Raw genomic sequence first — 13,351 nt, 5'->3', positions numbered from 1 at the left:
CCGCTGCCCCGGTGCCAGCCTCAGCCGCCCTTCGCGTAAGCCACGAACGAATACAGGCTCGGCGGCCGCTGGTCGCGCGACACGACATTGATGCACAGCTCCGAGGCCGCTACCGGGCCGGGCAGCGACAGGAAGCGGTTTTGCCCGATGTCGCTGCCACTGGCGACCACCTGCCACTGCCCGTTGGCATTGGCCTCCACGGTGAAGCTGCTGGTCCAAGCGGAAAAGCGCGGGTTCCGGCCCCTTCAGCCTTTGCCCTTGCTCCTGGTCGCGGCGGCTTTCCCCTGCGAGCGCCCGACGGTCCGTTTTGGCACCGCCTCCGGCTTCGCCGCCTGGGCCGACTTCATGAAGTTTCTTTCGCTGGTGGTCACGCCCACGATCCGGGCGAGCTGCCGGCTTACGCTGATGTAGGCGTGGCCCATGCGGGCATCGAAATACAACGCATCGCCGCGCGCCAGGCGCAGCTTCTCGCCGTTGTCGAACTGTATTTCGATCTCGCCGCTGAGCACATAGACAAACTCCTCGCCGGGATGGCGCGAGAAGTCACCGGGGCCCTCGATGCGGCGCGCATGCACGGTGCCGACCACCGGGCTCATCTGCTTGCCGACGGCCTCTGCGCCAAGAAATTCATAGGTCAGCGACGATCCCCGGTAGGTCACGCCCGCGCCGGCCCGGGTCACGACAGGCCCCTGGAACGGTGACGTCTTCGTGCCGGCACCCGCGAACATCGAGCCCATGTCCATCTGCAGCGCCTGGCCCAGCGCAGCAAAATTCTCGTAGCCCAGCGCCAGTTGCCCGCGCTCCGCACGCGAGATGGTGGTGATCGAGACGCCCGACAGTTCGGCGAGGTGCGCCAGCGTCCAGCCGAAGGCCTTGCGCGCCGAGCGCAGGCGCTTGCCAAAGGTTTCGCGGTCGAGCGTGCGCGACTCGTCGTCATCGGTCCCGATGCCGCTGCCGCGCCCCTGGGCGGTGTGTGGTTTCAAGCCTGCATCCTTTTTTCCATTGGACGGAATGCTAACAGAGCAGACCGCGCCAAGGCTCATCCCCTGGCGCCCACCTTAACGCAAGATTTGCGTATCCGCAATTTGCATATACGCAAATTCTTGCCTACACTCACTCCCATTCCGAATGCATGAGCGCCCCGCAGGCGCTCTCCTGCCACCTGATCCATGCACCCGACTCACGCTGCCTCACCGATTCCAGCCGACTATCTCATCATCGGAGGCGGCATTGCCGGTGCTTCCGTCGCGTACTGGCTCGCGCCCCATGGCCGCGTCATCCTGCTCGAACGCGAAGCCCAGCCTGGCTACCACTCGACCGGCCGCTCGGCGGCGTTGTTCATGGAAAGCTACGGCACCACGCAGGTCCGCGCGCTGACGATGGCAAGCCGCGCCTTCCTGCAGGATCCGCCGCCGGGTTTTGCCTCGCACCCGCTGCTCACGCCGCGCGGCGCGCTGATGGTCGCCGGCCCCGGGCAACAGCATTTGCTTGACGCGCACTGGGACGTGGTGCGCGCCGTCGATCCCGACGCCCGCCTGCTGAGTGCAGCGCAAGCGTGCGAGCGCGTACCGGCGCTGCGCGCGGAGCAACTGGTCGGCGGCGTTTATGAGCCCGGCGCCGCAGACATGGATGTGGACGCGATCCACCAGGGCTACCTGCGCGGCATGCGCCAGGCCGGCGGCAAGCTGGTGTGCGATGCCGAAGTCACGGCCATGGCACGAGTGCGGGACCACTGGCGCGTGGAGGCTGGCGGGGCGGTATATGCGGCACCGGTGGTACTCAACGCCGCCGGCGCCTGGGCCGACGTCATCGCGCGGCTGGCCGGCGTGCAGCCGCTGGGGATTGAACCCCGCCGCCGCTCTGCCTTCGTCTTCGCGCCGCCCGTGGATATGGACACCAGCGGCTGGCCCATGGTCTTCGGCGCCGACGAGGACTGGTACATCAAGCCCGATGCCGGCATGTTGCTGGGCTCGCCGGCCAATGCCGACCCGGTCGAGCCACAGGACGTCCAGCCCGAGGAAATGGATATCGCGCTCGCCATCGACCGCATCGAGACCGCGACCTCGCTCAGGATCCGCCGCCCTGCGCGCACCTGGGCCGGGCTGCGCTCCTTCGTCGCCGACGGCGACCTGGTGGGCGGGTTCGACGACGCCGTGCCGGGCTTCTTCTGGGTGGCGGGCCAGGGCGGCTACGGCATCCAGACCTCGGCGGCCATGGGCGAGACCTGTGCCGCGCTGGCGCGCGGCCTGCCGGTGCCGGCACATCCCGCGTCGTTCGGCCTGAGCGCCGAGATGCTTGGTCCGGCGCGCCTGCGCCGCCTGGCCGCTTCCGCCTGAATCGCATCTTCCCCCAACCGCTAGTCCCCGACTGACCAGGAGCCAACCATCGTGCGTGTCTTCAGTGCCTCCCTCGCTACCGAAACCAACACCTTTGCGCCGATGCCCACCGGCCTGTCGTCCTTCAGGGATCGCGGCTACTTCGCGGCCGGCCAGCATCCTGACCAGATGACGTTTTTCTCAGGCCCGCTGTGGGCAGCACGGATCCGCGGCAAGGAGCACGGCTGGCAGCTGTGTGAAGGCATGGTGGCCGGCGCGCAGCCCAGCGGCACCACCACCCGCCATGCCTACGAAACCCTGCGCGAGGAACTGTTGACCGACCTGCGCGCGGCGCTGCCGGTGGACATGGTGCTGCTCGGCCTCCACGGCGCGATGGTGGCCGATGGCTATGACGACTGCGAGGGCGACCTGCTGCAGCGTGTGCGCGCCATCGTTGGCCCCGAGGTGGTGATCGGCGCGGAGCTGGACCCGCACTGCCACCTGACGCCCGAGATGACGGCCTACGCCGACGTGCTGGTCGCCTTCAAGGAATACCCGCATACCGACGTGCTGGAACGCGCACTGGAACTGGTCGACCTGTGCGCGGCCACGGTGGAAGGCAAGGTCCGCCCGGTGGCGGCGGTGGTCGATTGCAGGATGATCGTCACGGTCCACACCTCGCGCGAGCCGGCGCGCGGTTTCATCGACCGCATCCAGTCGCTGGAAGGGCGCGACGGCGTGCTGTCGATCTCGGTGGCGCATGGGTTTTCATGGGGCGATGTGCCGGGGATGGGTACCAAGGTGCTGGTCTACGCCGATGGCGACCAGGCCAGGGCCGATGCGCTGGCACGGCAACTGGCCGACGAACTGATCGCCATGCGCGATGGGCTCACGGTGCGCTACCCGGACATCGACACTTCGCTCGACGAGGCGCTGGCCTGCGACGGCGGGCCGGTGGTGCTGGCCGACGGCGCCGACAATCCCGGCGGCGGCGCAGCGAGCGACTCCACCTTTCTCCTGCGCCGCATGATCGAGCGCGGCATCGGCAATGCGGCGGTCGGCCCGGTGTGGGACCCGATCGCGGTGCGCATCGCCTTCGATGCCGGCGTGGGCGCACGCCTGTCGATGCGCATCGGCGGCAAGATCAGTCCGCTATCCGGCGACCCGTTGGACCTGGACTGCACGGTCAAGGCTCTGCTGCCTGACATGGTAATGACCGGGCTGTCCGACGCGCCGGTGCAGATGAGCGACTGCGCGCTGGTGGAAGCCAACGGCATCGACATCGTGCTGATCACGCTGCGCAACCAGGCCATGGGGACGGACATGTTCACCCAGCTGGGCTGCGACCTGGCGCGCAAGCAGATCATCGTGGTCAAGTCCTCGCAGCACTTCTACGCCGCCTTCTCGAAAGTGGCAAGGCACGTGATCTACGCAGGCGCCCCGGGTGCCGTCACGCTTGACCTCACGACCCTGCCCTACCGCAAGATCCAACGGCCCAAGTGGCCTCTGGACAGCACCGCGGGCTGAGCCCCGGCCGCCTGGCTGCGATCACAACAACAACGACAACGACGAAAACGGAGACTGCAGATGACACCAAACCGATCCCTGTCCGCCGCGCTCGCGGCTGGCGCCCTGGTCCTGGCAGGCGCCAGCCTGCCCGTGCTGGCGCAGACCAAGACGCTCAAGGTCGTGGCGCATGCCGACCTGAAGATCCTCGATCCGACCTTCACCACGGCCTACATCACGCGCAACTTCGGCTACATGGTCTACGACACGCTGTTCGCGCAGGACGCCAAGGGCAAGCCGCAACCGCAGATGGTCGAGAAGTACAGCAGCTCGAAGGATGGCGGGCAGTGGAGCTTCACGCTGCGTCCCGGCCTGAAGTTCTCGGATGGCAGCGCGGTTACCTCGGCGGACGCGATCGCCTCGCTGCAGCGCTGGGGCGCGCGCGACAGCCTGGGCCGTGCCATGGGCGAAGCCGGCGCCGAGTGGAAGGCGGTCGACGCGCGCACGTTCACGCTGACGCTCAAGGAACCCTTTGGCATGGTGCTCGATGCGCTGGCCAAGCCCTCTGGCTTTCCCCCGGTGATCCTGCCGGAACGCCTGGCCAGGATGCCCGCCACCGCGCCGCTGCCCGAGGTGCTGGGCTCCGGCCCCTTCATCTTCAAGCGCGACGAATGGGTGCCGGGCAACAAGGCGGTCTTCGTGCGCAACCCGCACTACGTGGCACGCAGCGAGCCCGCGAGCGGTCTCGCCGGCAGCAAGCAGCCCCGCGTGGACCGCGTCGAATGGCTCTACCTGCCAGACGCCAACAGCGCCATCGCGGCGCTCAAGCGCGGCGAGGTCGACCTGATCGAACAGGTACCGCCGGACTACATCACCCCGCTGCGCGGCGACGCCAGCATCAAGATCGGCTCGGGCGGCGCCTACCAGGGCGTGCTGGTGATGAACCAGCTGCATCCGCCATTCAACAACCCGAAAGTGCGCCAGGCCTTCCTGCAGGCGGTCAGCCAGGAACGCTTCACCGCGGCCATGGGCTATCCGCTCGACATGCGCATCAACTACTGCGCCACCTTCTTCATCTGCGGCGGCCGCAACGATACCGCTGCCGGCGCCGAACCGTACCGCAAGGCCGATCCGGCCCGTGCCAAGCAGTTGCTGGGCGCGGCGGGCTACAAGGGCGAAAAGGTGGTGCTGCTGGTGCCGACTGACATTCCCCAGCTCAACGCTGAAGCCCTGATGGCGGCACAGACCATGCGCAGCATGGGCATGAACGTTGACATGCAGAACATGGACTGGGCCTCCATCGGCGCGCGCCGCGCCAAGCGAGATGCGCCCGAGGCCGGGGGCTGGAATATGTACGTGACCGTCGCGGGCGAGTTCGATGCCGATTCCCCGATCACCAATGCCTACCTCGGCGCCGCCTGCGGCACCAGCCTGCCCGGCTGGCCCTGCGACAAGCCGCTCGACGCACTGCGCACGGCCTGGATCCGCGAGACCGTGCCCGCCAAGCGCAAGGAACTGCTCGATGCCTTCCAGAAACGCGCCTATGAGGCGGTGCCCTATGTGAACGCCGGCCAGTACTCGGCGGCCTTCGCGGCGCGTGCCAGCCTCAAGGGCCTCGACCGGATGTGGGCCGGCATGCCCACGGTCTGGATGCTCGACAAATAAGCACGAAGCACGAACCACCGGGGGAAACACGACAATGGGCTACCTGCTCCGACGCCTGGCCGCGACGCTGCCCGTGATGGCAGTGGTGGCCGTGGTGGTCTTCCTGCTGATCCACTTGTCGCCGGGCGATCCGGCGGCGCTGATCGCAGGCGACCTCGCGACCGTTGACGACATCGCCAGGCTGCGCGGCGTGCTGGGGCTGGACCAGNGCGGGGGCGGGCCCAGCCGCTATGGCGGCAGTTCTTGCTGTGGCTCGGCCGGCTCGCCACCGGCGACCTCGGCACCTCCATCTTCACCCAGGTGCCGGTGGCCCGGTTGCTGGCGCAGCGGCTGGAGCCGACCGTCTCTGTCGCCGCGCTGACCATGCTGCTGACCTTGCTGGTCGCGGTGCCACTGGGAACGCTGGCCGCGTACCGCGCCGGCAGCTGGGTCGACCGGCTGGTGATGCTGTTCGCGGTGCTGGCATTCTCGCTGCCGGTGTTCCTGGTGGGCTACCTGCTGGTCTACGCCTTTGCCATCCAGTTGCCGTGGTTCCCGGTACAGGGCTATGCGCGCCTCGCCGACGGCGCTGGCGCATGGCTGCGCAGCCTGGTGCTGCCCTGCGTCAACCTGGCGCTGGTCTATATCGCGCTGGTGACGCGCATGACGCGCGCAACCGTGCTGGAAGTCCTGCACGAGGACTACATCCGCACGGCGCGCGCCAAGGGCCTGGGCGTGCTGCCGGTGCTGGGCCACGCGCTGCGCAACGCGGCGATCCCGATCGCCACCACCGTCGGCATGGGCATCGCGCTGCTGATCGGCGGCGTGGTCGTGACCGAGACCGTGTTTGCGATCCCGGGTGTCGGCCGCCTGGTGGTCGACTCGGTGCAGCGCCACGACTACCCGGTGATCCAGAGCGTGCTGCTGGTCTCCGCCGGGGTCTACGTGCTGATCAACCTGATGATCGACCTCAGCTACCGGCTGTTCGATCCGCGCATCAAGTACTGATGGCTTTCGCCGCGAGACCTGCTGACATGCCCACTTCCCTGCCCGCGACCGAACCTGCCGTACCGGCACCCGACGATGCGCCTTTCGTGCTGCCGCGCTGGCACTGGGCGCGCAAGCACCCCACGCTGATCCTGGGCGCGCTGCTGCTGGCGGTGATCGCCGTGCTCTCCCTCGGCGCGCCCTGGATTGCCACCGTCAACCCGCAGGACATCGACCCGCTGGCGCGCATGCAGCCGCCATCGGCCGAGCACTGGTTCGGCACCGACGCGCTGGGCCGCGACGTATTCAGCCGCGCGGTCTGGGGCGGCCGCGTGTCCATGATCGTGGGCCTGTCGGTCGGGCTGCTCGCAACCGTGTCCGGCGTGCTGCTGGGCCTGGTCGCAGGCTTCGTGCGCCGGGCTGACTCCCTGGTGATGCGTGTGATGGACGGCCTGATGGCAATCCCGGGCATCCTGCTGGCGATCGCGCTGATGGCCGTTACGCAGGCCAGCCTGGGCGCGGTGATCATCGCCATCGCCATACCCGAGGTCCCGCGCGTGGTGCGGCTCGTGCGCGCGCTGGCGCTGACCCTGCGCGAGCAGCTCTACGTCGAGGCGGCGCATGCGGTCGGCACCCGCCTGCCGGTGATCCTGGTGCGCCACGTGGTGCCCAATATGGTGGCGCCGCTGATCGTTCAGGCCACTTTCGTGGCCGCCACCGCCGTGCTCACGGAAGCCGCGCTGTCTTTCCTCGGCGTCGGCGTGCCCGCCCAGATGCCGAGCTGGGGCAACATGATGGCCGAGGGGCGCAATTTCGTGGCCGTGGCCTTCCACATCATCCTGTACCCGGGCATCCTGCTGGCCGCGACGGTGCTGGCCATCAACCTGCTCGGCGACGGCCTGCGCGACGCGCTCGATCCGCGCCTGGCGCGGCAACTCTGAATCCGGGAGCGCAACCATGACCATCACGACCTCCCGGGCGATGTCCCATGTTACGGCGGCCACGGGCGAGCCGCTGCTCGAAGTGGAGGACCTCCATACGCATTTCGACACGCTCACCGGGCCGGCCCGCTCGGTCAACGGGGTCTCGTACACCGTGCGCGCCGGCCAGACCCTGGGCGTGGTGGGCGAGTCAGGCTGCGGCAAAAGCGTGACGGCGTTGTCCGTCATGCGGCTGCTGCCCACGCCGCCGGCACGCATCCGCGGCGCTGTGCGGCTGCGCGGCACGGACCTGTTGCAGCTCAGCGAACGCGAGATGCGCCGCATCCGCGGAAATCGTGTCTCGATGATCTTCCAGGAGCCGATGACCTCGCTGAACCCGGTGCTGACGATTGGCCGCCAGATTGCCGAAACCGTGCGGCTGCACCAAGGCGCGAGCCGCGCCGAGGCGCTCAGGCGCGCGGTGGAAATGCTGCGGCTGGTGCAGATTCCCGAGCCCGAACGCCGCGTCAAAGAGTACCCGCACCAGCTTTCGGGCGGCATGCGCCAGCGCGTGATGATCGCGCTGGCGCTGGCCTGCAATCCCGAGGTGCTGATCGCCGACGAACCCACCACGGCGCTCGACGTGACCATCCAGGCTCAGATCCTGGACCTGATCCGCCGCCTGCAGCAGGAACTGGGCATGGGTGTGGTGATGATCACGCACGACCTGGGCGTGGTGGCCGAATGCTGCGACCGCGTGATCGTGATGTACGCCGGGCTCAAGGTCGAGGAAGCCAGCGTCACTGAGCTGTTCGACCGCCCGCTGCACCCCTACACCCGCGCGTTGATGGCATCGATGCCGTCGATGAACACCAGCAGCCGGCGCCTGGCCGAAATCCCCGGCCTGGTGCCATCGCCACAGGAAGCGCGCCGCGGCTGTGCCTTCGCGGCACGCTGCGCGCATGCCAACGCGCGCTGCGCGCGCGAGCTCCCGCAGCTCACGCGCCACGGCGGCGACCATGCGGTGGCCTGCTTCGCCGTCGAGGAAGGCCGCATCGAATGCAACCCCCAAGCCCAGGAAGCCATCGCATGAGCACGACCTCCGCCACGCCAACGCCCCTGCTCAAGGTCGACCGCCTGAGGAAACACTACCTTGCACCGCGGCGCTGGCTGGCACCGGGCAGGCCGCCGATCCAGGCTGTGGACGGCGTGTCCTTCACCGTGGAGCGCGGCGAGACGCTCTCGCTGGTCGGCGAATCCGGCTGCGGCAAGACCACCACTGCCAAGTCGGTGCTGCGCCTGATCGAGCCGACTTCAGGCTCGGTGCAGCTCGAAGGCGAGGAACTGCTGGGCCTGCCGGCAAGCGCCATGCGGCAGCGCCGGCGCGACCTGCAGATCATCTTCCAGGACCCCTATGCCTCGCTCAGCCCGCGGCTGGCGGCGGGCGAGATCGTCGGCGAGCCACTGCGCAACTTCGGCCTGCAGTCGCGTGCCGAGCGCAACGAGCGCGTGCAATGGCTGTTCAGCAAGGTCGGCCTGCGGCCCGAAGCCGTGCGCAAGTTCCCGCACGAGTTCTCCGGCGGCCAGCGCCAGCGGCTGGGCATCGCGCGCGCGTTGGCACTGAACCCAAAGCTGATCGTCTGCGACGAGCCGGTATCGGCGCTCGATGTTTCCGTCCAGGCGCAGGTGGTCAACCTGCTGATGGACCTGCAGGCCGAGTTCGGCATCGCCTACTTGTTCGTCGCGCACGACCTGGCCGTGGTACGCCATATCAGCCACCGGGTCGCCGTGATGTACCTTGGCCAGATCGTCGAACTGGCCGACCGCGACACCTTGTTCTCCGCGCCGCGCCACCCCTATACGGAGATCCTGCTGTCCGCCGTGCCGGTGTCCGACCCGCGCAAGCCCGCCCGGCGCCTGCTGCTGCAGGGCGATCCGCCCAGCCCGGCCAATCCGCCAGCGGGCTGCCGCTTCCACACGCGTTGCCCGCATGCGCAAGCCCGCTGCAAGGAGCAGGCCCCCTTGCTGACCGAACGTCCCTCCGCCACCGGCATCCACCAGGTGGCCTGCCATTTCCGCTGACCGCTACGCTCCAGCCTAGGAAAGGAATCCCATGTCCGACCCCACCTCTGCACACGCCACGCACTATGACCTGCTGATCGCCGGCGGCACCGTGATCGACGGCAGCAAGGCACCCCGCTTCAGCGCCGATATCGGCGTGCGCGACGGCTGCATCGCTGCGATCGGCGACCTCGCCGGGCACACTGCCGAGAGGGTGCTGGATGCAACGGGCCTGATCGTCGCCCCTGGCTTCATCGACGCGCACACGCATGATGACCAGGCGGTGCTGTCGCAACCCGCCATGCCGTTCAAGGTCTCGCAGGGCGTCACCACCGTGATCGCCGGCAACTGCGGCATCAGCGCTGCGCCGCTGCGTGCCGACATGGATTTGCCGATGCCGCTGAGCCTGATCGACACACCGGCGCAAGGCCGCTTCACCACCTTCGCCGCCTACCTCGACGCGCTGCGTACCATGCCGAGCTCGGTCAATGTAGCCGCCATGGTCGGGCATTCGACCTTGCGCGCGGTCACCATGGCGGCGCTGGACCGGCCAGCCGATGCCAAAGAGATCGCCGCCATGCAGGCGCTGGTCGAGGAGGCCATGCAGGCCGGCGCGATCGGCCTGTCGACCGGCACCTTCTACCCGCCCGCCGCCATGGCGACGACCGAGGAGATCATCGAAGTCTGCCGGCCGCTCAGTGCCCGCAAGGCGCTCTATGTCACCCATATGCGCGACGAGTCCGACCAAGTCATGGCCTCGCTCGACGAGACCTTCCGCATCGGCCGCGAGCTCGACGTACCTGTGGTGGTGTCGCACCACAAGGTGCAGAGGCAGGCCAACTTTGGCAAGAGCCAGGTAACCCTGCCCTTTATCCGCGAGGCCATGAAGCACCAGTGCGTGTCGCTCGACTGCTACCCGTACACGGCCGGCTCCACCATGATCCGCACCGACCGCGGCATGCTCGACGGCCGGGTGCTGATCGCCGCCAGCGAACCGCACCCCGAATGCGCGGGCCGCGATCTCGACGACATCGCCAGGGAATGGGGCGTGCCCAAGGACGAAGCCGCGCGCCGCCTGCAGCCTGGCACCGCGATCTACTTCCAGATGGACGAGGACGACGTCCAGCGCATCCTTGCCTTCGACGAAACCATGATCGGCTCCGACGGCATCCCCGTCGGCGCCAGCCCGCATCCGCGCCTGTGGGGCACCTTCCCGCGCGTACTGGGGCACTACTGCCGCGAGGTCGGCCTGTTCCCGCTGGAGACGGCGGTCTGGAAAATGACCGGGCTGACGGCGCGCAACTTCGGCCTGCACCGGCGCGGCATGCTCGCCGTGGGCCACCATGCCGACATCGTCGTTTTCGATGCGGCCAACGTGCGCGATACCGCCAGTTACGAGACCCCCACCCGGCCAGCCGAAGGCATCGACACCGTGATCGTCAACGGCGCGATTACCTGGCAGCACGGCGCGCACAGCGGGGCGCGCAACGGGCAGGTAATCACGCGGCCAGCAGGTCCTGAGGCGGGAAACGCGGCGCCTGCCCAAGGTTCCCGCCCTGCCTGAAGCCAGAAGCGAAGCCGCCGGCGGCTCAGAACTTCGGGATGCGCAGCGTCTTGCTGACCATCAGCGTGCCCGACAGCGCGAACAGCAGCACCAGCGGATGCAGCACCGCCGGGCCCAGCACCCACGCGCCGCCCGGCAGCCCGCCGCCCAGCTGGCCCTGCCAGGCGCACCATGCCAGCACCGCGGTCAGCAGCACGCTGGTCGGTATCGGCGTGCCTTCAAAGTAGGCCACCTTGCCACTGTCGCTGCCCTCGGCCAGCGATTCGGCGGTGACGTTGAAGCGCGCCAGCCGGCTGACACCGCAGCAGACGAAGTAGATCAGCACGGCGAGGTCCCAGCCGCCACGCATGCCGGCGGCAAAGGCCAGCGTGGCCGGCCCGACGCCGAACGAGATCACGTCGGCCAGCGAATCCAGTTCGCGCCCCAGCGCCGAATGCGCATGGCGCCAGCGCGCGATGCGGCCGTCCAGCACGTCGAAGATAAAGGCCAGCGGCGCCAATGCCGCCGCCGTGTAGAAATGCGACAACTGCTGGTCGGCCACGTAGAACATGGCGAAGAACACCGACCCCATGCCGCAGGCCGCGTTGCCCAGCGTAAAGACATCGGCCAGCTGCAGCTCGCGCAGCATCGAGAAATGACGGGGACGTTCCGGCCGGGTGCTCATGGCGCGCGCTTACAGTACCTTGGCCACGTGGTGCACGTTCGGCGGCGCGGCAAAGGTTTCGCCGACCAGGGCGCGCCATTGCTGGAACTCGGGCGATTCGCGGAAATGGACCATATGGTCTTCCACCGTCTCCCATTCCACCACCAGCGTGTATTGTTCCGGCTGCTCGACCGAGCGGAACAGCTGTACGCCGTGGCAGCCGCGCGAGCGCAGGAACAGCGGCGTGGCCTGGCTCACGCCCTGCTCCAGCTGCTTGTCCATGCCGGGCTTGATGGTGAGTTGTGCGATTTCCTTGATCATGGTGGTTTTACCAATGGAGTAGATGCCGGGGCACCGGCGGGTGTCTGCTACCTTAGCACGATCGCGGGGCCACATGCCTGCTGCAAGCATTCCGTTACACGCGGCGGTTAGCATCGTCCACCCTGCCACTACCTGCCGATAACGCCATGCGATTGGCCCTGCGCAAGCGCCACCTCGCCCGGGCCGTCTTGCCCGCCCTCGCCTTGACCTGCCTGGCAGGCGCGCATGCTGCATCGCAACCATGCGGCACGCCGGCGACGCCGATCGCCGAGATCCAGGGTGCCGCCGCGGCGTCGCCGCTCGGGGGCAGCTTGGTGGAGGTAGAGGCAATCGTCACCGCGGATTTCAGCGGCGATGGCGGCCTGCGCGGCTTCTTCCTGCAGACCGCGGACGCGCAACGCCTGCACCGGCCCGGCGTGTCGGAAGGTCTGTTCGTCTATGCGCCACGCACCACGGCACGCGCCGGCGACATGGTGCGCGTGTCCGGAAGGGTCGAAGAGAAATTCGGGCAGACGCAGCTGGTGCTTTCCGGCGCGCTGGCAGTGTGCGCGCGCGGCATGCCGGTGACGCCGCAGACGCTGACCTTGCCGGTCGCGGGCGATTCCGGACTTGCCGCGCGTGAAGGCATGCTGGTGCGCCTGCCGCAGACGCTGACGGTTGCCGATACCCATGAGCTTGGTCGCTATGGCACGTTGGCGCTGAGCGACGGCCGGCCTATCGCGCCGACGCAACAGGCACTGCCGGGCACGGCCGCGCGGCAAGCCGCCGCCGCCAACGCCCGCAACCGGCTGTTGCTTGACGATGGCTCGACGCGCCAGTATCCCGCCGTGGTGCCCTACCCGCCACCACGCCTGGCCGCGGACCATCCGGTGCATACCGGAGACACGGTCAGCGGCGTCCAGGGGGTGCTGGAAAAACGCCACGGGCAGTGGCGCCTGCAGCCGGTGCCCGGTGCGAGCGCGCCGGTATTCCAGGCCACCAACCCGCGCCGCGGCGCCCCGCCACGACATCCGGCCACCACGCTGCGCGTGGCCGCCTTCAACCTGCAGAACTACTTCAACGGTGACGGCCAGGGCGGCGGCTTCGATGCCCCCGGCAACCGCGGCGCGCAGGGCGCCGAGGCGCTGGCGCGCCAGGAAGCCAGGCTGCTCGCCGCGCTGCGGGGGCTGGATGCGGACGTGATCGGCGTGATGGGGGTAGAAAACGACGGCTACGGCCAGTACAGCGCGATCCGCCAGCTGGCCACGCGGCTGGGGCCGGACTGGCGCGTGCTCGATCCCGGCACGCCGTCGCTTGGCAGCGATGCCATTGCGGCCGGCCTGCTGTACAACGCCCGCACCGCCGTGCCCGCCGGGCGCGCGGCCACCACCTGGCTGGGCGAGCGCAGCCG

General features: G+C 68.7%; 12 protein-coding genes and 1 pseudogene. 9 read left to right on the top strand and 4 right to left on the bottom strand.

From position 1 onward, the window contains the following. Positions 1-20: 20 nt before the first annotated feature. Positions 21-200 (bottom strand): hypothetical protein, encoded by a 180-nt coding sequence (locus tag CF68_RS03850; protein WP_035816176.1) that lies wholly within the window; start codon positions 198-200, stop codon positions 21-23. Positions 201-245: 45 nt separating this feature from the next. Next, the gene (locus CF68_RS03845; RefSeq protein ID WP_035816173.1) at positions 246-983 is read right to left on the bottom strand and encodes a helix-turn-helix domain-containing protein; all 738 of its coding nucleotides are present in this window, start codon (positions 981-983) and stop codon (positions 246-248) included. A 186-nt stretch (positions 984-1,169) separates the two neighbouring features. Between CF68_RS03845 and CF68_RS03840 the strand changes: the two genes are divergently transcribed. The 8 genes and pseudogenes from CF68_RS03840 (at position 1,170) to CF68_RS03805 (ending at position 10,997) form a co-directional block, all read left to right on the top strand. Next, positions 1,170-2,336 carry an FAD-binding oxidoreductase gene (locus tag CF68_RS03840; RefSeq protein ID WP_035816172.1) on the top strand — a complete coding sequence of 389 codons (1,167 nt, stop codon included), beginning with the start codon at positions 1,170-1,172 and terminating at the stop codon, positions 2,334-2,336. Positions 2,337-2,387: 51 nt separating this feature from the next. Further along, a complete protein-coding gene (locus tag CF68_RS03835; RefSeq protein ID WP_035816170.1) occupies positions 2,388-3,842 on the top strand; it encodes a M81 family metallopeptidase in 1,455 nt (484 codons plus the stop codon). A 60-nt stretch (positions 3,843-3,902) separates the two neighbouring features. Further along, a complete protein-coding gene (locus tag CF68_RS03830; protein ID WP_035816169.1) occupies positions 3,903-5,486 on the top strand; it encodes an ABC transporter substrate-binding protein in 1,584 nt (527 codons plus the stop codon). Between the two features lie 34 nt (positions 5,487-5,520). Continuing rightward, positions 5,521-6,473: pseudogene (locus tag CF68_RS03825) on the top strand (ABC transporter permease). 26 nt (positions 6,474-6,499) lie between these two features. Further along, positions 6,500-7,393, top strand: a complete 894-nt coding sequence (locus CF68_RS03820) for an ABC transporter permease (protein WP_035816168.1) — start codon at positions 6,500-6,502, stop codon at positions 7,391-7,393. A 16-nt stretch (positions 7,394-7,409) separates the two neighbouring features. Further along, positions 7,410-8,465, top strand: a complete 1,056-nt coding sequence (locus tag CF68_RS03815) for an ABC transporter ATP-binding protein (protein ID WP_035816167.1) — start codon at positions 7,410-7,412, stop codon at positions 8,463-8,465. Next, on the top strand, positions 8,462-9,454 hold the full coding sequence (locus CF68_RS03810) for an ABC transporter ATP-binding protein (RefSeq protein WP_035816166.1): 993 nt from the start codon (positions 8,462-8,464) through the stop codon (positions 9,452-9,454). The genes CF68_RS03815 and CF68_RS03810 overlap by 4 nt, the downstream gene beginning before the upstream one ends. 31 nt (positions 9,455-9,485) lie before the next feature. After that, positions 9,486-10,997 (top strand): amidohydrolase family protein, encoded by a 1,512-nt coding sequence (locus CF68_RS03805; RefSeq protein WP_035816165.1) that lies wholly within the window; start codon positions 9,486-9,488, stop codon positions 10,995-10,997. Positions 10,998-11,022: 25 nt separating this feature from the next. Here CF68_RS03805 and CF68_RS03800 read toward each other — a convergent pair whose 3' ends face one another. Both CF68_RS03800 and CF68_RS03795 read right to left on the bottom strand, forming a co-directional pair. Then, entirely contained in the window at positions 11,023-11,661 is a 639-nt protein-coding gene (locus CF68_RS03800) for a phosphatidylcholine/phosphatidylserine synthase (RefSeq protein ID WP_035816164.1), read from the bottom strand. A gap of 9 nt (positions 11,662-11,670) precedes the next feature. Continuing rightward, the gene (locus tag CF68_RS03795) at positions 11,671-11,961 is read right to left on the bottom strand and encodes an antibiotic biosynthesis monooxygenase (RefSeq protein ID WP_035816163.1); all 291 of its coding nucleotides are present in this window, start codon (positions 11,959-11,961) and stop codon (positions 11,671-11,673) included. A 146-nt stretch (positions 11,962-12,107) separates the two neighbouring features. On the opposite strand from CF68_RS03795, the gene CF68_RS03790 reads away from it, so the two are divergent. Further along, a partial coding sequence (locus tag CF68_RS03790; protein WP_235205663.1) for an ExeM/NucH family extracellular endonuclease occupies positions 12,108-13,351 on the top strand: 1,244 nt, incomplete at its 3' end.

This window comes from Cupriavidus sp. SK-4, assembly GCF_000611125.1.
Classification (GTDB): domain Bacteria; phylum Pseudomonadota; class Gammaproteobacteria; order Burkholderiales; family Burkholderiaceae; genus Cupriavidus; species Cupriavidus necator.
The sequence above is the reverse complement of the archived record's forward strand: the minus strand, read 5'-3'. Positions and strand labels throughout refer to the sequence as shown.